This window comes from Nocardia sp. NPDC052112, from assembly GCF_040680135.1.
In the GTDB taxonomy this organism is placed as follows: domain Bacteria; phylum Actinomycetota; class Actinomycetes; order Mycobacteriales; family Mycobacteriaceae; genus Nocardia.
On record NZ_JBFAWD010000005.1, the window covers coordinates 89,556 to 111,542 of the forward strand.

Consider the following 21,987-nt stretch of genomic DNA (forward strand, 5'->3'; position numbering starts at 1 on the left):
GAGATACCGCCGCTCGTGGAGCCTTCCGAGCCACCGCCGTTCGCAGAATGTCCCGAGCCACCACCACTCGCCGAACCACCCGACGTACCACCACTCGCCGAACCACCAGGGCTACTGCCTCCGGCCGAACCAGCCGAAGTGCCACCACCAGTCGAACCCGAGCCACCACCACTCGTCGAACCACCTGACACACCACCACTCGCCGAACCGCCTGACACACCATCGCTTGTCGAACCTCCCGAGATACCGCCGCTCGTGGAGCCTTCCGAGCCACCGCCGTTCGCAGAATGTCCCGAGCCACCACCACTCGCCGAACCACCCGACGTACCACCACTCGTGGAGCCTTCCGAGCCACCGCCGTTCGCAGAATGTCCCGAGCCACCACCACTCGCCGAATCTCCCGAACCACCACCACTCGCCGAACCACCCGACGTACCACCAGGGCTACTGCCTCCGGCCGAACCAGCCGAAGTGCCACCACCAGTCGAACCCGAGCCACCACCACTCGCCGAGCCTCCACCACTCGCCGAACCACCGGGGGTACTGCCTCCGGCCGAAGTGCCAGTGCTTGTCGAACCACCCCCGGAACCGCCGCTGGACGAACCGCCCGTGCCCGAACTCGTACCGCCGGACCCATCACCGGTGCTACCACCCGAGTGACTACCTCCCGAGGCGGTTCCGCCCGATGTCCCCGGCCCGGTGGATGTTCCGCCCGCAGTCGTACCCGGTACTCCATCGACCCCCGACGTGCCGCCGGTCGCCGGAGTTGCGGTGCCCGGGTTCGTCGCGGTGCCGCCGGGGGTGGCGGGAGTCGGATTGGCGGGGGCGGGAGACGAACCCGGAAGGCTGACGCTCGGGATGGGCTTGACAACGACGGGCTGATTGGGCGCGGGAATCGGCCGTGGACTCTGGATGAAAGGCAGCGGATTCAAGAACTGCGCGGGATCGGCATAGGTGCCACCGCCGAAAGGCGTTTTCCCACTGCGTGGTTCACTGTGCCTGCCGCCGTGTGCCTCGGCGACGGACGGGCCGACCAAGGGTTCGAGCGGCGTCGTATAGGCAGCGGGGGCGATCCCGTAGGCCGCTCGACCGGAATAGCCGAGGCCCGCCGCAGTGGTCGCCCAACCGGCGGCAGCCGAACCTGCGTCGGCGAGCGCCGTGACATGGGGCTCGAACAACAGGTTGTCCATCGGGAAACCCTCGGGCAAGGCATCCACCAGGGACGGCCCCGCCGGAATGCTGGGACCGCCGAATACCGTGACGGCCGATACCGCGACCGCGGAAGCGACTGCGGCACTGGAGAATACGGCGATCTTCGGCGCTCGATGCCGTCCACCGGTCGACATCGGCGCAAAGCTGCGGGCGGCGTAGCCCGCGGCACCGACGGCGATGGTCTGCCCGGGATCGGTCGACATCACCACCGGTCGGCCCAGCTCGGCAAGGATACGCGCGACCTCGACGGGGCGGGTTGCGCCACCGACCAGCAAGATGCAGGCGATATCGGACAGGTTCCGCCCCGTCGATGCCACACATTCGTGGACCACATCGAGAGAGTCCCGGATGTGTTGGGCGCGCATACTCGCGATGTCGACGATCGAGGTCATCTGCAGCATCGACCCGTTGTCGCCGGGTTCGGCGACCCTGGCATAGCGCGCGATCATCGAACCGAGCGGACGGCCGCCGAAATCGTATGAGCGCACGGACTTTCCGACGATCGGGTGATCTTCCCAGTCCGGCCCGACCCGAACCATCGACACATCGAGGCTGGCCCCGCCGAGGTCGTACACCAGCACGAATCCGGACTCCAGCGGTCCACGCTCCTGTTCGAGCCACTCCGCGGCAGCGACCGGTTCGGGTATGAGCAGCACCTCCGTGGCCCCGGCCAGATTCAGTGCCTGCCGCAGCAGCGACAGCTGCTTGTCGGAATAGCATGCCGGATAGGTGGCCACGGCTCCCGCGGTCGGCGGGAAGGATTCGAGCAGGCTTTTCACCACGGCGGCGACCAGATTCGCGGGTGACCAGAACCGCCCGCCCACGACGACCGACTCCGGGTCACGCGCCAGATCGGCGAAATCCGTTACCGCCATCTCGAATTGAGGGATTGCGCCGATTCGGACGCCACCCGCACTGTCGAAGGTCACCGCCGTGCGGCGCGTACGCACCGACGACAACGGGCGCTCGCCGGTCACCATGGCGGATACGGAGTTCACTGAACCGATGCTGAAACCCAGACCTGTAGTCATTCGCTATCCCGTCAACGCACCGAGACCACGTCCATCACACAGAAGATCCGTGTGGCCGCGGTCGCTTCCCAAACAGCACCCACAGGTTAGCTGCTGCCGGATCGATTCGGATGTCGAATTGATATGAAACGTTTGGCTTCCGTTGACACTGCGGCAAATTCCCAGCTAGATCGCTCGAAAAAGATCCATTCAGACCTCTCGACGATCGGCGTTTCGCGACCGAAAGCCCGATTCCACTGCGGTAAGCCGGATTCCGCTACCGTCCAGTAACTCGAATCGAGCCGTGGACCCGACAATCGCAACAGAACCACCCAGAACCGACAGCGCACACCGACCGGTCGGTAACCAAACCGTTGCCAGCGCTAGAGAATTCACAGTACAGGCATCCAGACCGCAAGAATATGACACGTCAAACGCGACGGCTGATTCCCGCCAGCCCAACCCGCCCTCGACCGCTTGACTGGATGCAGCGATGAGCAAACGCCCGGACGAACCGATATCCGCGCCGCCTCATCGAGCATGGAATCACAAGTACGAGAAGGGAATTAGACGTCGATGTCTAGACGTTTCGCGGACAAGGTCGTGCTCGTCACCGGGGCCAGCTCCGGTGTCGGCAAGGCGGTTGCCGAGCGAGCAGCGACGGAAGGCGCCGCAGTGGTGCTCGGCGCTCGCGGTAAGGACGCGGGCGAGCAGGTCGCGGCCGATATCCGCGCGGCAGGCGGCCGAGCGATCTTCGTGCCGACCGATGTCACTGTCGAGGAGGAGGTCGCCCGACTGACACAGGCGGCGCTCACCGAATACGGTCGATTGGACGCGGCATTCAACAATGCGGGCGCCGTCAATGCCTTCGGCCCGGTCGAGCAGATCGATGCGGCGGGGTGGCGCGCCGATCTCGAGCTCAACCTGACCAGTGTGTTCTATGGGCTGCGCCACCAGGTTCCGGCAATTGTCGCCGCGGGCGGCGGCGCGATCCTCAATAACGCCTCGAACCTCGGCGTGGTCGGCATGGGTTCGGTGGCGCCGTATGTGGCGGCCAAGCACGGTGTCGTCGGGCTGACCCGTGCGGTGGCACTGGAGGTCGCCGACCAGGGCGTTCGTCTCAATGCGCTGGTCTCCGGCGCGGTCGACACGCCAGCTTTCCGCAACTCGATGGGCGCGACGCCCGAGGGGGAAGCGGCCATCGCCGCACTGCATCCGCTCGGCCGGATCAGCAAGCCGGAGGAAATCGCCTCGTTCTGCGCCTACCTGCTGAGCGATGAGGCCAGCTTCATCACCGGCGCTGCGCTCGCGATCGACGGTGGGTTCACCGCCAAGTAATCCGAATCGGCACCTCGGCCCGGCACTCGCCCTCATCGCGTCGCCGTGCGCCGAGGTGCCGACCGTCGTCACGGAACACTACCGCGCATCCACCATGTCGGCGTGGGACAAGATCCGTTACACAGCGCGAATACGACACGGGCACGCATGCGCCGCTCAGGCGCGGGCGAGCAGACGGCGCACGATGCCGGTTCGCACGGCGGTTCGGCGGGCCACCACCGAGGGCCGACGGCGGTGCACCAGGTGATCGAAATCCATTGCGCCACCTGCGGGTTCCAGCAACCGACCGGCATTGAAATCATCGGCCAACTGCCGAACCGTCGCCTGCGCACAGGATTTGTTGGTGCCGATGAATCCGGTGGGACCACGCTTGATCCAGCCGGTGACATACGTTCCGCGCAGCACCGCACCGTCGGAATTCTCCAGCACCCGGCCGTTCAGGTTCGGAATCACGGCGGACCGGTCGTCGAACGGCAGGCCGAGCAGGGCAACACCGCGATAACCCACCGAGGTGAGCACCAGCCCGGTATCCAACCGCTCGGTCTCCCCCGTCGCCACCGGTCGAACGCGACCATCCGGATCGATGACGAGTTCATTGCGACTCACCTCGATACCTGTCACCTCATCGGTGCCCAGAATCGCCGTCGGCGCGGCCAGATACCGGAAGACGATCCGCTTGCGCGCACCGAAGGGCCGCTCGGCCACGCTGTTCATCAGCCGCAGCTTCTGCTCGACTGGATACGGCAGCTCATCGGTCACCGCGGGCAGTTCACCCTCGATGGCGATATCGACATCGGCACCGAGCAACCCGACGAATTCCGGCACGGTGAAGGCGGATTCGGCCGGACCGCGCCGAGCGAGGACAACGACTTCCTCGATCTTGCTCTCCCGCAGTGCCTTCAGCGCATGGGGTGCGATATCGGTGCCCGCCAATGCCTCCGGATCGCTGGCCAGAATGCGTGCCACATCGAGGGCCACATTGCCATTGCCGACGATAACGGCCCGGCGCTGTGACAGATCGAAAGTGCGCCCGACATGATCCGGATGACCGTTGTACCAGGCGACGAAGTCGGTGGCGGATACATTGCCCGCCAGACCTTCTCCGGGAATGCCGAGCTTGCGGTCCGTGGAAGCGCCGACCGCGTAGATCACCGCATGGAAGTGCCCGAGCAGTTCGGCATGCGAAATATGCTTGCCCACTTCGATATTCAGGTACGACTCGAAACCCGGCTGGGCCGAGATGACATCGAAGAGCTTATTGACCTGCCGGGTCTTGGTATGGTCCGGCGCGACGCCATACCTGGCGAGTCCGTGGGGTATCGGAAGTCGATCGAGGACCGTCACAGTGACGTCGGGCTGGGTCAGCAGCTCATCGGCCGCGTACATGGCCGAGGGGCCGGATCCGACGATCGCCACCCGCAGCGACTGACGCTCGGTGTGGATCTCGGCCGCGGGCACCGGCTTGGCCAGCAGCGGCCGCGGCCGCGCCTGCCGGTAGAAGTCGGCATTTATCTCGATGAACGGCTGCTGCTCGGCAGTCAGCTTCTTCGACGACGTGATGGCATCGACGGGGCAGGCACTCGCACACGCACCGCAGTCCACGCACGCCTGCGGGTCGACATACAGCATCTCCGCCGTCAGGAAGTCGGGTTCGTCGGGCGTGGGGTGGATGCAGTTGACCGGGCAGGCGTAGACGCAGGACGCGTCGCTACAGCAGGACTGCGTGACGACGTACGGCACGTCAGCGGGCCTTGGCCGAGCGCAATGGCTCGGAGCGGTAGCGGGTGGTGTGGCCATCGATCTTCAGCAGCTTCCATACCGCCTTGCCGATGGGGTTCATCAGGCCGATGTCGTTGGCCAGCGTGCGCACATCGCCGAAGAAATCGCTGAAATCCTGCTTGGCCTGCTTCGATCCGTAGAACAGCTCCTTGCGCACCTCATCCGGAATGTCGAACTCTCGGAAGAACGACCGGGGCGGGGTGTAGATGGAGCGGCCGAGGATCCACATGACGATCGGCATGACGATCGAGAGCACCAGCTTGTTGAACGCATTCGCATCGGGCACGTGCCGCTCGAGGAATTCGTGCGCGAAGGAGATGTGGCGCGCCTCCTCGGCGACGTGAATCGCCATCACACCGCGCATGATCGGATGCACCTCCTCGCCCGAGCGCAGAATCGCCTTCTGAATGTGGTCGATCGGCTCTTCACCAGCGAGTACGGCCATGAAGAACAGATTCGGGAACAGGGCGGCCACCGGCGCGCCGATGTATTTGAACTTGCGCACGAGCGGGCCCATACCGGGAACATCGATGCCGATCCGGTTGACCATCTCCTGGAACATCAGGGTGTGGTTGTGCTCCTCGATCATTTCGTGGGAGCAGTAGCGGAATTCGGGTGACCCGTTGGGCAGGCCGAAACTGTGCGTCACCATGCCGCTGATCAGGATGGATTCGAACTGCAGACCGACCTTGGCGACATTGGCTTGGCGGTACTTGCCGATCGCGATCTTCCGTGCCAGCGGCAGCGCCTGGTACCAGGGGTGACGACCGAGCGCATCGCCGGATACCGGGAGCACCCAGCGCTCTTCACCGGCATCGGCGGCAAAATCCGGATTGTCCCAGTCGATGTCCTCGAAGGGATCGAAGCGCTTGTTCACCGAACCTTCGGAGAGCAGCAGCAGCTTGGCGGCATACTCCTGCGCCTTCACCAGCTCGGGATCGACTGTGGGCGGCACGGCTGTAGACATCGTCGTCACTGCCTCTCCTCGCGGGACACTATTTACTGTATCCCATAGTTACACCTACGAGGAGTCACGTCAACCTGACGCATGATCGGCATTCCCGGCGACGCAGCGGTACGCCGCCGGGTCTGCCTTACCGCAGCCCGAGTTGCGATAAGCCCGCGACCACCGTGTCGGCGGGCAGCGCCAGCGCGAGCGCCACTCCAGCGGCCGACATCCCCGTCGCGATCGCCACCCGGGTCAAACGGCGCCTGGTGCGCCGGGAGAGCAAGAGGGCACGCGTCGCCGCTCTGCGGTGCGCACCACGTGGTTTGTGCCGATGGTGATGTCCGGCCGCCTCCTCGTCCGCGGTGGCGGTGCGGCGCGCCAGGATGGCGGCACCGTCGGCGATCGTGCGCTCCGGATCCGGGGCCGTGATCACCGGTCGCGCCAGTTCACCGGCGAGCACCTGAGCCACCTCGACCGGCCGAGCCGCACCGCCGACCACCAGCACGCAGTCCACATCGGCCATCGTCACATCCGCCATCCGCAGACAGCGGTAGACCAACTTCAGCGAGGATCGGATATGGACGGTGCGCAATTCGTCGGCGGCGATGCCGGTGAGCGCACCGGAAATGGAGGCCGGCACGGTCCCGTTCCCGGCCCTGGCGGCGACCAGCGCACCGAAGGCACGCCCGCCGAATTCCGTCGAACGGATCGGTTCGCCGACAATGGGATTGCGCGGACAGCCCGCGCCGACCCGCACCAGGGTGATGTCGAGGTTTGCCCCACCTAGGTCATAGACCAGGGCTAGGCCCGGCATAAGTGGGCCGCGGTCGGCTTCGAGCCAGGTGGCCGCCGCGACGGGTTCGGCGACCAGCGCGACATGACTCAGGCCGATTGCGTCCAGCGCCGCACGCAACTCCCCCACCTGCGCCGCGGTGTAGCTCGCCGGATGTGCCAGCATGACCCCCGCACCGTCCGCTCGACGATCACGATGAGCCTCGGTGATCAGACATTCCGCGACGACCGCGATGAGATCGGCCGCGGTCAGCGCGCGATGCCCAACCCTGGCCCGCTGGGTCTTGCGTTGGCTCAGATCGGCGAATTCGGTGATGGCGCGCCCGTGCCGCGGAATCAGGCCGACCCTGGCCATTCCGGTGCTGTCGAAGGTGAGGGTGGTGCGGCGCGTGATGGCGGGCGAGCGTTGGGCGGCGGCGCGGCGACCAAGTGGAGCCTTGGCCGAACCCTCCTCCGCCAGTGCGGAAACCGTGTTCACCGTGCCTATGCTCAAACCGAGACCAACCGCCATCGCACAATCCTCTGATCGCCGAGCCGATTTGCTTCGAACCCTATTAACGCAACCACTCCGCGACTCCCCTGCCAACTACCGGACACGAGGTTGTCCGTAGGCCGCCGCCACTGACACGGGTTGCATAACAGTCGGACCGATACCGGCTCACCTGGCACGGGACGTGACGTGCCGACGGCGTGGCCGGATGTCCTTACGGCGTGCCGGGATTCAACGATGACCTACCGTCGTTTGCCAGGCGGCAGCCAGCATGCCATCCCGACTATCAATACACGCCCTACCTGTGAAAACATCATCCAGACAGCGCGCCATCGAGATTGCCGAATAGCCATCACGAGCCGACTGCCAACTCTTGGCCGATACCGACCAGTCCGCGACCGCCCGGATGCGCTCGCTCAGCCACCACAAGTTCCGATCTCCCGCACCGGAATTCGCGAACGCTTCCGGTGCGGGAAATCAAAACATTTGCGACAGATGGCAACTGATCAGCAACATCCCAGCACCGCTTGGGCACTCGCCGCCCGCCGCACCGGTCCCTGTCGTGGCGCGAACAATCGCACCACCATCTGCGCGGCCTGCTCCTGCCACCGCGCATACGCCGTCGGAAAGCCCGAGCGCTGCGCGGCCTGCGCCGCCTGCCACAGCGGTATCGCCTGGTAGTTCGGTGCGTGGACCAGCAATGCGTCCAGGAATCGCTCAGTCGCGTAGCGCAGGTCGGTGAGCTGCGCCGGCGTACCCCAGCCCGCGGACGGCCGCTGCTGGAACACCCCGAGCGAATCGTGATCGACCGCCTCGGTCAAATTGCGCAGCTGCGATTCCTGCAGCGCGGTGGCCAACGTGATTACCGCCGCATAGGCGGGCAACTCGCGGCGCAGGACCACTTCGACAATCATTCGCGCGTTATCCCATTGCTCCGGATTCGGCGTGAAATGCCGTTGCTCGCCCTCGATTCCGTGCGGCATCAACTGCGCCGGAGTGAGACCGACATATGAGTTCGGGATCGGCTTCCCCACCGATTCCGGACCAATTGTGGCCACTTCGGGCGAGTCCTCGGGAATCTCGACGATAACCGGGCCATCCGGTGCGCGTACCGCCGGCGTTCCGGGTGGTGGTGCGGCGCTTGCCGGATCGGTTTGGATCAGCACCGCGGCGCCGGCGACGGCCAGCGCGAGAAATATCCGTCTTCGAATTGACATGGTGATCGATCAACTCCCCGCCGCCTGCACGCGACCTGGCGTCGCGCGGCCCGAACCGCACCACGGCAGGTCGAGCAGGCTGCGATCGAGCGGCCGGACCGGTTCATCCGGACCGCGTTCGACGACCATTGCGAATGTTCACATCGGATTACGTTCCGATAAATCACCGGAACCCACTAGCACGTGTTTCGCATTCAGCACAATATGAGACGTGGAAACCGGAGTTCGGTTTCGACACGCCATGAATGGCTGCGGATTTCGCGCAGACGTTATCACGGCCATAAAGCGGAGTCGAATTCGGGACATGCGCGACGGGCCCGGAGGCGGTAGCGGAGCGTCACCACAGAGGGCCGCACGAATGCCGTGAACCGAACAGCGCCCTTATCCCGCAGGCAGTTCCGGAATGCGGGTGGCGCGGGCGTATACGGTTTCCCCGTCGCCGAGTTGCAGTGCCTCGGCATCACCGCGGGTCACCTGGGCGGCGAACAGATCGCCGGTGGCGGCATTGCGCAACTCGACGCGCACCTCGAAGCCGAGGTGCACGACGCGTTCCACGGTGGCACGGGTGACGCCCGCCGATTCCGCGGTGCCCTCGTCCTTGGCCAGCGCCATGCTGGGGTCGCGGCCGACGCGAATATCGTGCGGACGCACCAGATGTCCGTTGAGGCGGGCCACCGCGCCGAGGAAGGACATGACGAATTCGTTCGCGGGCCGGTCGTAGACGTCCTCCGGGCTGCCGACCTGTTCGATGCGGCCCTTGTTCATCACCGCGATCCGGTCGGCGACATCGAGTGCCTCCTCCTGGTCGTGGGTGACCAGCACGGTGGTCACATGGACCTCCTCGTGCAGCCTGCGCAGCCAGGTGCGCAGATCGGCGCGCACCTTGGCGTCGAGCGCGCCGAACGGCTCGTCCAGCAGCAGCACCTGTGGGTCGACGGCGAGCGCGCGGGCCAGTGCCATGCGCTGCCGCTGACCGCCGGAGAGCTGGGCCGGGTAGCGGTGCTGGAAGCCGTCGAGGCCGACGATGCCGAGCAATTCGTCGACGCGCTTGGCGATTTCGCCCTTGGGACGCTTGCGGATCTTGAGTCCGAAGGCCACATTGTCACGCACGGTCATATGTTTGAACGCGGCGTAATGCTGGAATACGAAACCGATATCGCGCTTCTGCGGCGGTATGTGGGTGACATCGTTGCCCGCGATGGTGACGACGCCGGAGTCCAGCGTCTCCAGACCGGCGATCGAGCGCAGCAGCGTCGACTTGCCCGAACCCGACGGGCCGAGCAGTGCGGTCAGCTCCCCCGACGGGATCTCGATGCTGACATCGTCCAGGGCGGCGAAGGAACCGTAGTTCTTCTTCGCATTGGTCACGGTAATCACTTGGTGCCCCGCTTACGTTCGAGGAGGGTCATCAACAGGAGGACTACGAGGGCCAAGCCCATCAGCAGGGTCGCGGCGGAGTATGCGCCGAAGGAGTTGTGGTCGTTGATGTATCGACCGTGTACCAGCAGGGTCAGCGTCAGCGACTTACCCGGCAGCGCGGAGGACACCATGATCACCGCGCCGAATTCACCGAGCGCACGCGCGACAGTCAGCACGACACCATAGGTCAGGCCCCAGCGAATCGCGGGCAGGGTGATCCGCCAGAACGTCTGCCAGCGGGACGCGCCCAGGGTGGCCGCGGCCTGCTCCTGATCGTCGCCGATCTCGTGCAGCACGGGCTCGACCTCGCGCACGACGAACGGCAGCGTCACGAAAATGGTGGCGATCACCATGCCGGGCAGATTGAAGATCACCTTGAAGCCGATGTCTTCGAGTCCGCCGAACCAGCCGTCGGCACCCCACAGCAGGATCAGCGCGACACCGACCACGACCGGCGAGACGGCGAAGGGCAGATCCACAATGCCCTGCACCAGCGTGCGGCCCGGGAACTTGCCACGCACCAGCGCGATCGCGGTGACGATGCCGAAGATGACATTGACCGGCACCACGATCGCCACGATGAGGATCGACAGCTGGAATGCCGAGACCGCCGCGGGCGTGGAGATCGAGTCGATGAACGCGCCGATGCCCTTCTCGAAGGTGCGCCACAGAATGATGATCAGCGGCAGCACCAGCAGGATGAACAGGTAGCCGAGCGCAACCACGCGCAGCGAAATACGGGTCGGCCAGGACAGCTTCATCGCGTCTCCTGCTCCTTGCGCGCCGTGCGCTCGGCCCACAGCCGCAGCACCAGCAGGGTCGCGAACGAGATGACCAGCAGTGCGACCGAAACCGCTGCCGCGTTCACCGGCCGATCGATCTCGATCTGCTTCTGGATGTACTGCGAGGCCATCTCGGTCTTTCGTGGAATCGCACCACCTATCAGCACGACCGAGCCGTATTCGCCGATGGCGCGGGCGAAGGCGAGGCCGCCGCCGCTGATGATCGCGGGCGCGAGCGTCGGCAAGACGATGCGGCGGAAGGTGGTCCAGTTGTCCGCGCCGAGGGACATCGCGGCCTGCTCGACCTCCCGGTCGGCCTCGATGAGCACCGGCTGCACCGAACGGACCACGAACGGCAGGGTGACAAATGCCAGCGCCACCACCAGGCCGGGCTGGGTGGCATTGAGGTGGATATCGATCGGACTCTGCGGCCCATAGAGCGACAGCAGCACAATGCTCGCGACGATGGTCGGCAACGCGAACGGCAGATCGATCAGTGCGTTGACGATGCCCTTGCCCGGGAACTCGTCGCGAACCAGCACCCAGGCGATCAGCGTGCCCATCATCACATTGATGATCGCCACCACCACGGAGACGAACACCGTGATACGCAACGAGTCGATGGCCGCGGGTGCGGTGATGGCATCCCAGAATCCGGACCAGCCGTCGTCGAATGAGGTGACGGTGAGCGCGGCCAGCGGCAGCAACACGATAATGCTCAGCCAGAGCACCGCGGTGGCAATGCCGAGCGGACCGACCGAACCGGTCACCCGTAGCCACGACCAGGTCCGGCCGGTGGCCTTGGTTGTGGTGTCTTCGGAGCCGCCGGGAGCGGGCGCATGCCCGATCCCGGCGCTACTGCTGTCAGTCACGATGGTCCAGTATCCCGTGTGTTTCAGATCACCGAACTACTTGGTGGCCTTGTCGTAGATGACCGCGACCGAGCCGGTGTTCGGGGTGAACAGGTCCTTGTCGACGGTCTTCCAGCCACCGAGATCCGCGATGGTCCACAGCTTCTGCGGAGTCGGGAAGTCCTTGGCGTAGTCGGCGGCCACCTTCGGGTCGACCGGGCGGAATCCGGCCGAGGCCCAGGCCTTTTGGCCCTCGGTGGTGTACAGGAAGTCGCGGAAGGCGTTCGCCAGGTCGAGATGCTTGCTGTTCTTCAGTACCGCGACCGGGTTCTCGATCTTGAAGGTGGTCGGCGGCACGATGTGCTCGATCGGGTCACCGTTGCGCTCGGAGAAGATCGCCTCGTTCTCGTAGCTCAGCAGCACGTCGCCGGTGCCCTGCAGGAAGGTCTCGGTGGCTTCGCGGCCCGACTTCGGCTGTACCTGCACATGCTCCTTGGAGATGAGCTGGGTCAGATAATCCAAACCCGCCTGCGGGTTCTTGCCGCCCTCGCTCTTGGCCGCATACGGCGCGAGCAGATTCCACTTGGCCGAGCCCGAGCTGAACGGGTTCGGGGTGACGACCTGGATGCCCGGCTTAAGCAGATCGTCCCAATCCTTGATGCCTTTCGGATTGCCCTTGCGCACCACGATCGCGACGACCGAGCCGAACGGAATTCCCTTGGTGGCGTCGGCATTCCAGCTCGGGTCGACCAGACCTGCGTCGACAAGGCGGGTGATATCGGGCTCGACCGAGAAGTTGACGATATCGGCCTCGGCGCCATCCTTGACCTTGCGGGACTGATCGCCCGACGCACCATAGGAGCCGTTGATCGTGACGCCCTTACCCTTATCGGTCTTGTTGAACTCGGGCACGACCTTGTCGAAACCGGGCTTCGGGACGGCGTAGGCGTAGAGGTTGAGGGTGCCGCCACTACCGTCGGCGCTGCCACCGCCCACTGTGTCGCTCGCTCCACCGCCGCACGCGGTGAGCACGACGGCCGCGACGGCGGTCAGCGCGGCGATCACCGGACGACGGCGCGATCGGGACGATCCGAGGAGCAAGGACCTGGGTGACATGGGGAAACCTTTCCTATGTGCGCCGCCGCGACGTGGACGAGTCGTCGCGGCGGTAGAACTGCGGCGCGACTTGTCGACCGAAGGGTCGGGGTACGGACACTGCTGCGAAAAGTTTGCGCGCCAGTCTAGAGAAAGATGGGTGCGCAGCAGCGCCGGCGCCGATCAGCGACAGAGGATGTCCGCGACCGCGAGATTGCCGACAGCGATCAACGCCAATTCATGGCGGACCTGCGGGACGGCATTCGAAGACACGGGCAGACTGTAGCAGAGGGAACACAACCAGTTCGAATCAACGCTAGCTATCCGCTTGCAGGCGGCAAAAACCGACAAAGTTCCAGGAAAAGGGGGGTTTCATCCCATGACTACCAGCCCGGATCGCGTTCGTACCCGGTTCCCCGACATCAGCACTCGCGCGTGGGAGCACCCCGCCGACCGCACCGCGCTGGTGACATTGCGTTCACTCGCCGGGTTCGACACCATCCTGCGCACCCTGTCCGGTCTGCTGCAGGAGCGCCAGCATCGTCTGCTCTACCTCGCCACGGCGGTGCGGGTGGACGAACGCCAGTTCCGTTCGCTGCACCAGTTGCGTCAGGACTGTGTGGAGATCCTGGACGCGCGCACCACACCCGAGATGTTCGTGTTGCAGAGCCCACAGGTGAACGCCTTCACCATCGGCATGGACCAGCCGTTCATCGTGCTGACCACCGGGCTGATCGATCTGATGGATACCGAGGAGCTGCGCTTCATCGTCGGTCACGAACTCGGGCACGCGCTGTCCGGACACGCGGTCTACCGCACCATGCTCATGCATCTGCTGCGCATTTCGGCCAATCTGGGCTGGATGCCGGTGGGCGGCTGGGCATTGCGCGCGATCGTGGCCGCGCTGATGGAATGGAGCCGCAAGTCCGAACTCTCCGGCGACCGCGCCGGGCTGCTATGCGGCCAGGATGTCGACGCGTCGGTGCGGGTGCACATGAAGACCGCGGGCGGCACCTGGATCAAGGAGATGAACCACGGTGCGTTCCTGCAGCAGGCCGATGACTACGAGCGCTCCGGCGATCTGCGCGACGGTGTGCTGAAGCTGCTCAATCTGGAACTGCAGAGCCATCCCTTCTCGGTGCTGCGCGCCGCGGAGCTGCGCCGCTGGATCCAGTCCGGCGACTACAACCGCATGCTCGGCGGCGACTACCCGCGCCGCGAACACGATAAGAACACCAGGATCAGCGAGGAGATCAAGGAGGCCGCGCGCACCTATCGGCAGAACTTCGACCAGTCGGAGGATCCGCTGATCCGTACGGTGCGCAATCTGGGGCGCGATGTCGGATCCGCGGTGAGCACGGTCGGTCACGAGGTCGGCGAAACTGTTTCCAAGATAGGCAAACGGTTCGGATTCGGTGGCGACAAAGACGCCTCCGCCTAGCAAGGCCGAGATTCGATCACCGACGTTGTGCGCGATCACTGTCGGGGTGAGTTCGGGGTCGGCGGCGTGTCGGCGGATGTAATCACGGACCGCAACGCCGACTGCTCCCAGCGTCGTGGGCAACTTTTCATCGGGGCGCAGGCACAGCCTGAACAGATCGACCACCACATCGCACGTCGTGGCAAAGCCGAGCCCATCGACGGCATTGCGTTGCTTGCTGAGCTCGCCGATTGCGCCAAGCGCGATCGATCCCAAGCCCTGTCTCAGCTCGATCACCGCAGGTCCGGATCCGGAATCGAAGGGCAGCGCCCCCGGCGTTTGTAGACTTTGTCCAGGAATGCCGTCGAGCCGAAGCACACACGGTGCTGACGCTGCACGGACACCTGTCGGGCACGTCGGTGTGCCGGATGGTCCTGCTCGCGGTCCTCGACGTGCCCGCCGATGCCGCAGTACAGGAAGTCGAGCCGTGACATCCATGCGGAACCGATGCACCGGAACCCATCCCTGCTCGGCGGCGACACGGGTCCGGCTAGAGCTAGGCGTTCACCGAGCCATCGTTGGCAGAGTCGAGATATTTGTCGGCGGCAATCGCCCCTTGTATCCAGACGTACAACGTCTCCAAGAAGTACAGCAAGCCGACACCTGACCCGACAGGCATGTGCGCATCACCCGTGACGGACACTCCGTCGTCGGCTCGGGCGACCGCCAGCCTCGGCCACCGCTGCTGGAGATTCCACTGGTTGACAACCTTGAGGGTGTCCGCCTCGCTTCGGTACCGGCGGTGATAGTCGACCCGCACGGAGACGATCCGCCTCTCGATCTCACCGTCGCCGACGAATTCGAAGAATATATCGAGCTTTTCGTACAACACAGCGACACCCCCGTTCTCGAGCGGGACGTACTTCAACCCCTGCAGCTCCAGGTAACCTATCAACAGGTCACGGTCGGGCACGAGCATCACGTGTTTCGGTTCGATGCCCTCCTGTTCAGCTCCCGAATCCGGCTCCCGGCCCTGGTCGATTCCCACGCATATCCCTCCACGTATGTGCCCGGCCATCCTGCCAAGTCCCTGCCGATTCCACCAATTCGCGGACCAATCCGCTTATGTCTGTGCCACTTCGGACGTCGCGGCGGCAACGTTGTGGACGGCATCGAAGGTCCGTGGTCGTGCCCGCTGACTGGACTGAAATAGTAACGGCCCCAATCCATTACGTGTTGGATCGAGGCCGTCGGCCCTGGTGAGCCGGAACTGTTATGCGGTGGGTCGGGTGAACTCATCGTCTTTTATGCCTGCGGTGAAGGCAGCCCACTCGCCGGGAGTGAACACCCGTGCTGGGCCGTTGGGGTTCTCGGAGTCTCGGACGCCGACATGCCCGGCTTGCAGCCAGGCTACTTCGACGCGTTCTTGCTGGGCACCACTATGCATCGATGTGAACCACTGTGCGCCGACCAGACCGATGGTCACTGTTCTCATCTCTTTGCTGGTGTCCTCAGTCGGGCCGGTTGAATTCTCCATCTTGTACACCCGTTGTGAAGGCGTCCCATTCAGCGGGTGTGAAGACCAGAGCCAAACCTGCCGGGTTCTTGGAGTCTCGGACGCCGACGTGTCCGGCTGCAAGCCAAGCGATTTCGACACATTCTTGCTGGGCACCACTGTGCGAAGACTTGAACCACTGTGCGCCCGTTAGGTCGGTGATCACTGTTGATATCTCCTTGCTATCTTTCTGATTCGATCCCGAGATGGCTGTTCCTCCAGCGCGGCCTGCTGGAGAATTTCGTGGAGTTCGCGAAAGCGCCTCACATCTTCGGCGGCATCGAAAGTTACTGTGCCAATGGCAGCTTCGGTGTGAACCACAGATGGTTCGTTATCGGGAAAGTCGAGCAAGATGTGTGGCGGCATCACGCTTCCGGTTGGGAGGCCAGCTGTGAACGGTAGTACTCGGATCGTCACGTTGTCGCGGGTACTCAGATCGGCTATGTGCCGCAACTGAGTACCCATGATCTGGTTGGTTCCGACGAGTGTGTAGAGAACGTTCTCGTGCAATATGAACTCCACTCGAACCGGCATATGCTGCCGCGTCAGTATCCTCGTCCGCTGCATTCGGAGATCCACCCGGTTATCGATCTCGTCGAGCGAGTCGTCCGGTCGGCCAAGCCGTTCCAGGGTTCGGGCGTAGTCAGCAGTTTGCAGCAGACCGGGTACGACGATCGGCTGATAGAACCAGAATTCTGACGCGAACGATTCCAGCTCGAGATATGTGTTGAATCGAGGCAAGATCAGGTGTCGATAGTCCTGGTACCACACCTTGGTACTGGCTTCGCTCGCAAGCGCTTTCAGGTAATCGATCCGCGCTTCCGGTAGGCAGTAGTACCGGCCGAGGTAATCGACCTCCATATCCCGGACCCTCGCGTACTGCCCCAACTCGATTCGACTCAGGGTTGCGCGGCTGATCCTGGTCGCCGCCGCTACCTTGTCGAGCGCCAAACCTCGTGCCTGACGCGCGTCTCGTAATGCCCGCCCCAACTGACGACGCGGCAGTGTCGTGGTGCTGAGGTCGGCCTTGCTCGGCATCCTTGTACCCCCTGCTTTCTCAACCGATACCCCTAATGTTTCTCAGTCGGAGAGCCAGGCTAGATGACTCTCGAGAATCATGCTGGGGGTTTGCGCCTCTTCTCTGAACAGCTCACGCAGAGACTCCACGCCGCGACCGATACGCGCCACCATATGGCCACACCGAGCAACGCGGAAGCCCTGAACAGCCCGAACTCGGATTCGGCAGGCGGCGTCGGACTGCGAGCTTTCACCTACGACCTGAGGCATCTGAACCATGACGAACAAGCAAGTGACAGAAGCAGTTACAGGCCAGGACGGCACACGACCGAAGGCCGTCGGCTTCGTGCGCAGTGTGGTGTCGGGACTCAACGCACCCCGGCACGCTGTCGCGATCCAACGCCATGCTCGCACCCTGGGCTATCAGTACATCTATACCGTGCGTCCCCCGCAGGACGACCCCGATCCGATCGGCTACGCGCTCGGTATCGCGGCGGGGCTCGATGCGGTGGCGGTCGTGGTCTTCGACTTGGCCCAGGTCGATGACCAACCGGCGCGGATCTGCGAGGACTTCGATCTCGAAACCGTGTGCCCCGCAACGACTTGGGCGCGTACCGCGCGCCCGGTCGCCGTCGAGGCGGGGGCGGCGTGATGCGCGAGGAGGAGACGATCGTGACGCCGCCAAGGGTTTGTGGATACGCCGATGTCGAGTTGGCGCACCAGCAGATGCGCACCCACCGGGCCTGTCGCCTCGGGCGGTGCGTGTGGAAGGCGGCGGCGTACTACACGCTGGCGGATGCGGGCCGAATCACGCCACAGTCGCTGACACCGCGCGAGCGGGCCGCCGCACGGGGGATCCAGTTCCCACCCTTGGACAGCGAACCGCTCGCAGACGGCGGGCCGAGGTATCGAACGCTGCGCGAGGTGCTGGACCGGCTCTCGGACCTGGCGTCGCCGGTCCACGGTGCGGGCACGAACGTCGGCGGCCACGGGTAGCGCCGGAGTGAGCGAGCATCGCACGGAGGTAGGCGGCTGGCAGGCGATCTGGCGGCTCGATCGCCATCGCATTCGAATGATGCTGGTACGCAACGTGTCCGAATCGCTACCGCTGATGTCGGTCACCACTGCGGCCGCCGCACCGGACCTGGCGCAGATGCGTGAGCAGTTCCCGCGACTTTCGCGGTTGTGGGATGCGGTGCGACAGGAGTATTGGGCGGAATGCCTTGCACCCCAAGAATATTCACAAGGCACGAAATGAACGATGTGACATCCGGTCCAGCATCGGCCAAGGTGCATCCGCTCGTGCAGCGGAACGTGCGTGCAGGTCGCCGGTTGATGCGCCGACCTGGGTTCGGCTCATACGCCGAGATCGCGGCACGTGACATCTGGAAAGAGGCGAAACGACCGGTGCGCGATTCGCGGCGGGACCGATGAACGAAATCGAACTCGCCCGACTTGCCGACGGTCTCCGGAACCTTGCGGAGCGGACGCCGGAACCCGTCGAAGAACCGAGCGCTTGGCTGCAACACGACGACGGCACCTGGAGTCCCGTCTACCCGGACGGGCGGACCGGTACCTCGTTTTCGTATGCCCAGATGATCGCGTACAAGGGCGAGGACATCGGGGCCCTGATCACTGCGCTGGTCGAGGCCGGATCGGTGACCGACGTCCAACCGACCACCGTGGAGGTATTCGAACCGAAAGCGACCGAACCCGGCGAATGAACCGACATCTCACAGCAGCGTCCAGCCATCCCTGCTCGGACGCTCCGATCCCGCTCTTCCCAGTAAACTCGATCCGACACCGTCAGAGAGGAACCGTCACCGTTAGCGATGACGACCGGTGCCAGCAGCTCTCCGCCCGCGTGATCGCGCGCGATGGTGATCTGCTGCGTGCGTCGGCCACGACCACCACGCACAACGAAACCATGCTGGCTGTGCAGCGCGCCGACACTCGGGTCACCAACGCTATCCGCGACGACATCAACGATTTGCGGCAAGAAATGCGCGACGAGTTCGCGGAAGTGAAGACAACGCTGGCCGAGCACAGCGGCCTGCTACGGGAAATTCTCGATAGGCTGCCCCGCAAATAGACCGGATACCAGGAACGCCCTCGGACGATCCGGGGGCGTTCTCGTTCGGACAATCGTTACCGGACAAGTTGCCCGCGCAGGAAGTCAGCGAGTGAACAACCATGCGATGACGATGAGAACCAGCAGGGCGACGAGGGCGAGCTGAACGCGCGAGCGCGGCATCAACGCGCCCCGCTCTGCGCGGTCTCGCGCACCGCGACCGGCCCGACGGGTTCGGGGATCGGGGCGGGTTCCGCGGTCACGACATCCTCGGGTGTCAGGGCAGGCACCGCGTCGCTATTGCGGCCGAGCAGTTGCAGGGAGATCCGCAGCACTCGATCCAGCAGGTAGGCGATGGCGAAGCTGAGCGGAACCATGCCGACCAACACCACGATGAACTGCGGGATAAACGGCAATCCCGCGACCCACAGCTCGAAGCCGTCCCACCAACCCGCAATTCGATGCACGGCACCAGCCTAGCGCTGTGTTGAATCGCCGCGCCTCCGGCGCGAACGTGGCTCGTAGGACTCGCGCCGTCACGGCTGAGTTTCCGTGGCACGTTCCGCGGTGGTCCGAGCGCGCTGATCGCGAGATTTCGGCGCGGTCGGTGGACGCCGAACGCGGACGGACCGAAGATGAGGTATGGCGTCTTCCGATGATCTGACCGTCGACGAGCCTGCCGACCTGCCTGCGCTCAGTCAGCTGGGTGATGCGCGCCAGCACGCGACCTATCCGCCGATCGACGATTACGCGTTCCTCTCCGACTGTGAGACCAGCTGCCTCATCGCCAGCAATGGCGGTGTCGAGTGGATGTGCGTGCCACGACCCGATTCGCCGAGCATCTTCGGCGCGATGCTCGATCGCAGCGCCGGACATTTCCGGATCGGCCCGTACGGAGTCAATGTGCCCGCGGCGCGGCGGTATCTGCCCGGCGGCATGATCCTGGAGACCACCTGGCAGTCCGAGACCGGCTGGCTGATCGTGCGCGACGCACTGGTACTCGGTCCCTGGCACAACAACGATCAGCGCAGCAAGACCCATCGCCGCACGCCAATGGACTGGGATGCCGAGCACATTCTGTTACGCACGGTGAAGTGCGTGAACGGCACGGTCGAGTTGGAGATGAGCTGCGAGCCCGCCTTCGATTACCACCGCGCCCCGGCCCGCTGGGAGTACACCGGCAAGGTGTACGAGGAGGCCACCGCGGTGCGCACCACCGATCCGACTGTGGGCCCGACACTGGTGCTGACCACCGACCTGCGGCTGGGACTCGAGGGTCGCGAGGCCCGCGCCAGGACCAGGATGAAGGAGGGCGACGAGGTGTTCGTCGCGCTGACCTGGTCGGAGCTGCCCGCGCCGCGTACCTTCGAGGACGCCGCGCAGAAGATGTGGCAGACCACCGAATGCTGGCGGGAATGGATCACCCTCGGCGATTTCCCGGATCATCCGTGGCGCAACTACCTACAGCGCAGTGCCCTCACGCTGAAGGGACTCACCTACGCGCCGACCGGTGCGCTGATGGCCGCCGCAACCACCTCTCTGCCGGAAACCCCTGGCGGACAACGTAACTGGGACTACCGCTATACCTGGGTGCGCGATTCCAGCTTCGCGCTGTGGGGCCTGTACACCCTCGGCCTCGACCGCGAGGCCAACGACTTCTTCGCCTTCCTCAACGACGCCACCACCGGCGACGACGGCGAACCCGTTCCGCTGCAGGTGCTCTACGGTATCGGCGGCGAACGCGACCTCACCGAGTCCACACTCGACAACCTGACCGGCTACGACGGCGCCAAACCCGTACGGATCGGCAACGGCGCGTACAACCAGGACCAGCACGATATCTGGGGCACCATGCTCGACGCGGTGTACCTGCACGTGAAATCCCGCCAACAGGTGCCGGAGTCGCTGTGGCCACTGCTGGAGCGCCAGGTCGAGGCGACCATCGCGCACTGGCAGGAGCCCGACCGCGGCATCTGGGAGGTCCGCGGCGAGCCACAGCATTTCACCTCGTCGAAGGTCATGTGCTGGGTGGCGCTGGACCGTGGCGCGAAACTGGCCGAACTGCACGGCGAATACGAGCGGGCCAGCGAGTGGTACACCATCGCCGACCAGATCAAGGCCGATATCCTCACCAACGGCGTGACCGCCGACGGTGTGTTCACCCAGACCTACGGCGGTGACACCCTGGACGCGTCACTGCTGCTGGTGGTGCTGAACCGCTTCCTGCCGCCCACCGACCATCGGGTGCGCGCCACCGTGCTCTCGATCGCGGACCGGCTCACCGAGAACGGTCTGGTGCTGCGCTACCGGACCGAAACCACCGATGACGGGTTGACCGGCGCGGAGGGCACCTTCACCATCTGCTCGTTCTGGTTGGTCTCCGCACTGGTGGAGATCGGCGAACTGCAGCGGGCTCGCCATCTGTGCGAGCGGCTGCTCGGCTACGCGAGTCCGCTGCGGCTCTACGCCGAGGAGATCGATTCGCGCAGTGGGCGTCATCTCGGCAACTTCCCGCAGGCATTCACCCATCTGGCATTGATCAATGCGGTGACACATGTGATCAGGGCCGAGCAGTCGCACAACTCCGGCAGGTTCCTACCAGCGCATACGCCGACGGCCGTGCCGAGCTGACAGACGGACGCGGCGGTCCTGCGCGCACTGCGCAGTGTCCTGCCTACGCGGCAGCACCATGTCCTGCCCTACGCAGCAGCACCATGTCCTGCCTACGCAGCAGCACCATGTCCTGCCTACGCAGCAGCACCATGTCCTGCCTACGCAGCAGCACCATGTCCTGCCTACGCAGCAGCACCGCGTCCTGCCCTACGCAGCAGCACCATGTCCTGCCTACGCAGCAGCACCGCGTCCTGCCTACGCAGCAGCACCATGTCCTGCCTACGCAGCAGCACCGCGTCCTGCCCTACGCAGCAGCACTATGTCCTGCCTACGCAGCGGCGTCGTGTCCTGCCTACGCAGCGGCCAATACGTCCCGC

General features: G+C 64.7%; 25 protein-coding genes. 8 read left to right on the forward strand and 17 right to left on the reverse strand.

Annotation, left to right across the window (positions count from 1 at the left end; all coding sequences use genetic code 11):
• On the reverse strand, positions 1-2,210 hold a 2,210-nt coding region (locus tag AB0L58_RS11285; protein WP_364384848.1), incomplete at its 3' end, for an Hsp70 family protein.
• Between the two features lie 588 nt (positions 2,211-2,798).
• Between AB0L58_RS11285 and AB0L58_RS11290 the strand changes: the two genes are divergently transcribed.
• Complete coding sequence (locus AB0L58_RS11290; RefSeq protein ID WP_364384851.1) at positions 2,799-3,560, forward strand: glucose 1-dehydrogenase; 762 nt, start codon at positions 2,799-2,801, stop codon at positions 3,558-3,560.
• 156 nt (positions 3,561-3,716) lie between these two features.
• Here the strand turns inward: AB0L58_RS11290 and AB0L58_RS11295 are convergent, their stop codons facing one another.
• The 9 genes from AB0L58_RS11295 to AB0L58_RS11335 all read right to left on the reverse strand — a co-directional run bounded on the left by AB0L58_RS11295 (position 3,717) and on the right by AB0L58_RS11335 (position 13,207).
• Positions 3,717-5,300, reverse strand: a complete 1,584-nt coding sequence (locus tag AB0L58_RS11295; RefSeq protein ID WP_364384854.1) for an FAD-dependent oxidoreductase — start codon at positions 5,298-5,300, stop codon at positions 3,717-3,719.
• A 1-nt stretch (position 5,301) separates the two neighbouring features.
• Positions 5,302-6,306 carry a diiron oxygenase gene (locus AB0L58_RS11300; RefSeq protein ID WP_364384857.1) on the reverse strand — a complete coding sequence of 335 codons (1,005 nt, stop codon included), beginning with the start codon at positions 6,304-6,306 and terminating at the stop codon, positions 5,302-5,304.
• A gap of 127 nt (positions 6,307-6,433) precedes the next feature.
• Positions 6,434-7,558, reverse strand: a complete 1,125-nt coding sequence (locus AB0L58_RS11305) for an Hsp70 family protein (RefSeq protein WP_364384860.1) — start codon at positions 7,556-7,558, stop codon at positions 6,434-6,436.
• Between the two features lie 518 nt (positions 7,559-8,076).
• Positions 8,077-8,787, reverse strand: coding sequence for a hypothetical protein (locus AB0L58_RS11310; protein WP_364384863.1), 711 nt, complete (start codon positions 8,785-8,787; stop codon positions 8,077-8,079).
• 381 nt (positions 8,788-9,168) lie between these two features.
• Positions 9,169-10,164 (reverse strand): sulfate ABC transporter ATP-binding protein, encoded by a 996-nt coding sequence (locus AB0L58_RS11315; protein ID WP_364384866.1) that lies wholly within the window; start codon positions 10,162-10,164, stop codon positions 9,169-9,171.
• Positions 10,161-10,967 (reverse strand): sulfate ABC transporter permease subunit CysW, encoded by an 807-nt coding sequence (gene cysW / locus AB0L58_RS11320; protein WP_364384869.1) that lies wholly within the window; start codon positions 10,965-10,967, stop codon positions 10,161-10,163. The genes AB0L58_RS11315 and cysW overlap by 4 nt, the downstream gene beginning before the upstream one ends.
• Positions 10,964-11,758: a sulfate ABC transporter permease subunit CysT gene (gene cysT, locus AB0L58_RS11325; RefSeq protein ID WP_364385627.1), complete on the reverse strand. Its 795-nt coding sequence runs from the start codon at positions 11,756-11,758 to the stop codon at positions 10,964-10,966. Before cysT ends, cysW begins: the two co-directional genes overlap by 4 nt.
• Positions 11,759-11,896: 138 nt before the next feature.
• Positions 11,897-12,955: a sulfate ABC transporter substrate-binding protein gene (locus tag AB0L58_RS11330; protein WP_364384872.1), complete on the reverse strand. Its 1,059-nt coding sequence runs from the start codon at positions 12,953-12,955 to the stop codon at positions 11,897-11,899.
• Positions 12,956-13,117: 162 nt separating this feature from the next.
• Positions 13,118-13,207, reverse strand: a complete 90-nt coding sequence (locus AB0L58_RS11335) for an Ms4533A family Cys-rich leader peptide (protein ID WP_324188356.1) — start codon at positions 13,205-13,207, stop codon at positions 13,118-13,120.
• Between the two features lie 106 nt (positions 13,208-13,313).
• Here AB0L58_RS11335 and AB0L58_RS11340 point away from each other — a divergent pair, with 106 nt between their 5' ends.
• Positions 13,314-14,375 (forward strand): M48 family metallopeptidase, encoded by a 1,062-nt coding sequence (locus AB0L58_RS11340; protein ID WP_364384876.1) that lies wholly within the window; start codon positions 13,314-13,316, stop codon positions 14,373-14,375.
• A 272-nt stretch (positions 14,376-14,647) separates the two neighbouring features.
• On the opposite strand, the gene AB0L58_RS11345 is transcribed toward AB0L58_RS11340, so the two are convergent.
• From AB0L58_RS11345 to AB0L58_RS11365, 5 genes are all read right to left on the reverse strand, one after another.
• Complete coding sequence (locus AB0L58_RS11345; RefSeq protein WP_364384878.1) at positions 14,648-14,848, reverse strand: hypothetical protein; 201 nt, start codon at positions 14,846-14,848, stop codon at positions 14,648-14,650.
• Positions 14,849-14,910: 62 nt separating this feature from the next.
• Positions 14,911-15,402, reverse strand: coding sequence for a YbjN domain-containing protein (locus tag AB0L58_RS11350; protein WP_364384881.1), 492 nt, complete (start codon positions 15,400-15,402; stop codon positions 14,911-14,913).
• Between the two features lie 225 nt (positions 15,403-15,627).
• Positions 15,628-15,849 carry a DUF397 domain-containing protein gene (locus AB0L58_RS11355; RefSeq protein ID WP_364384883.1) on the reverse strand — a complete coding sequence of 74 codons (222 nt, stop codon included), beginning with the start codon at positions 15,847-15,849 and terminating at the stop codon, positions 15,628-15,630.
• Between the two features lie 16 nt (positions 15,850-15,865).
• Positions 15,866-16,075 (reverse strand): DUF397 domain-containing protein, encoded by a 210-nt coding sequence (locus AB0L58_RS11360; protein WP_364384886.1) that lies wholly within the window; start codon positions 16,073-16,075, stop codon positions 15,866-15,868.
• Complete coding sequence (locus AB0L58_RS11365) at positions 16,072-16,947, reverse strand: helix-turn-helix transcriptional regulator (protein WP_364384889.1); 876 nt, start codon at positions 16,945-16,947, stop codon at positions 16,072-16,074. The genes AB0L58_RS11360 and AB0L58_RS11365 overlap by 4 nt, the downstream gene beginning before the upstream one ends.
• A 271-nt stretch (positions 16,948-17,218) precedes the next feature.
• Here AB0L58_RS11365 and AB0L58_RS11370 point away from each other — a divergent pair, with 271 nt between their 5' ends.
• The 5 genes from AB0L58_RS11370 to AB0L58_RS11390 all read left to right on the forward strand — a co-directional run bounded on the left by AB0L58_RS11370 (position 17,219) and on the right by AB0L58_RS11390 (position 19,018).
• Positions 17,219-17,578 (forward strand): hypothetical protein, encoded by a 360-nt coding sequence (locus tag AB0L58_RS11370; RefSeq protein WP_364384892.1) that lies wholly within the window; start codon positions 17,219-17,221, stop codon positions 17,576-17,578.
• A gap of 20 nt (positions 17,579-17,598) precedes the next feature.
• Positions 17,599-17,922 carry a hypothetical protein gene (locus AB0L58_RS11375; protein ID WP_364384895.1) on the forward strand — a complete coding sequence of 108 codons (324 nt, stop codon included), beginning with the start codon at positions 17,599-17,601 and terminating at the stop codon, positions 17,920-17,922.
• 7 nt (positions 17,923-17,929) lie between these two features.
• Positions 17,930-18,184 (forward strand): hypothetical protein, encoded by a 255-nt coding sequence (locus tag AB0L58_RS11380; protein WP_364384898.1) that lies wholly within the window; start codon positions 17,930-17,932, stop codon positions 18,182-18,184.
• Between the two features lie 172 nt (positions 18,185-18,356).
• Positions 18,357-18,650, forward strand: coding sequence for a hypothetical protein (locus AB0L58_RS11385; protein WP_364384900.1), 294 nt, complete (start codon positions 18,357-18,359; stop codon positions 18,648-18,650).
• A gap of 140 nt (positions 18,651-18,790) precedes the next feature.
• Positions 18,791-19,018: a hypothetical protein gene (locus AB0L58_RS11390; RefSeq protein WP_364384903.1), complete on the forward strand. Its 228-nt coding sequence runs from the start codon at positions 18,791-18,793 to the stop codon at positions 19,016-19,018.
• A 161-nt stretch (positions 19,019-19,179) separates the two neighbouring features.
• Here AB0L58_RS11390 and AB0L58_RS11395 read toward each other — a convergent pair whose 3' ends face one another.
• Complete coding sequence (locus tag AB0L58_RS11395; RefSeq protein WP_364384906.1) at positions 19,180-19,464, reverse strand: hypothetical protein; 285 nt, start codon at positions 19,462-19,464, stop codon at positions 19,180-19,182.
• Positions 19,465-19,639: 175 nt separating this feature from the next.
• Here AB0L58_RS11395 and AB0L58_RS11400 point away from each other — a divergent pair, with 175 nt between their 5' ends.
• Positions 19,640-21,628: a glycoside hydrolase family 15 protein gene (locus tag AB0L58_RS11400; protein ID WP_364384909.1), complete on the forward strand. Its 1,989-nt coding sequence runs from the start codon at positions 19,640-19,642 to the stop codon at positions 21,626-21,628.
• 43 nt (positions 21,629-21,671) lie between these two features.
• On the opposite strand, the gene AB0L58_RS11405 is transcribed toward AB0L58_RS11400, so the two are convergent.
• Positions 21,672-21,806, reverse strand: a complete 135-nt coding sequence (locus AB0L58_RS11405) for a hypothetical protein (protein WP_364384912.1) — start codon at positions 21,804-21,806, stop codon at positions 21,672-21,674.
• Positions 21,807-21,987: the final 181 nt, after the last annotated feature.

Coding starts and splice junctions, on each gene's coding strand:
- AB0L58_RS11290 (WP_364384851.1), top strand. CDS start 2,799: ATGTCTAGACGTTTCGCGGACAAGGTCGTGCTCGTCACCGGGGCCAGC.
- AB0L58_RS11300 (WP_364384857.1), bottom strand. CDS start 6,306: ATGTCTACAGCCGTGCCGCCCACAGTCGATCCCGAGCTGGTGAAGGCG.
- AB0L58_RS11310 (WP_364384863.1), bottom strand. CDS start 8,787: ATGTCAATTCGAAGACGGATATTTCTCGCGCTGGCCGTCGCCGGCGCC.
- cysW (WP_364384869.1), bottom strand. CDS start 10,967: ATGAAGCTGTCCTGGCCGACCCGTATTTCGCTGCGCGTGGTTGCGCTC.
- AB0L58_RS11330 (WP_364384872.1), bottom strand. CDS start 12,955: ATGTCACCCAGGTCCTTGCTCCTCGGATCGTCCCGATCGCGCCGTCGT.
- AB0L58_RS11340 (WP_364384876.1), top strand. CDS start 13,314: ATGACTACCAGCCCGGATCGCGTTCGTACCCGGTTCCCCGACATCAGC.
- AB0L58_RS11345 (WP_364384878.1), bottom strand. CDS start 14,848: ATGTCACGGCTCGACTTCCTGTACTGCGGCATCGGCGGGCACGTCGAG.
- AB0L58_RS11355 (WP_364384883.1), bottom strand. CDS start 15,849: ATGAGAACAGTGACCATCGGTCTGGTCGGCGCACAGTGGTTCACATCG.
- AB0L58_RS11365 (WP_364384889.1), bottom strand. CDS start 16,947: ATGCCGAGCAAGGCCGACCTCAGCACCACGACACTGCCGCGTCGTCAG.
- AB0L58_RS11385 (WP_364384900.1), top strand. CDS start 18,357: ATGAACGAAATCGAACTCGCCCGACTTGCCGACGGTCTCCGGAACCTT.
- AB0L58_RS11400 (WP_364384909.1), top strand. CDS start 19,640: ATGGCGTCTTCCGATGATCTGACCGTCGACGAGCCTGCCGACCTGCCT.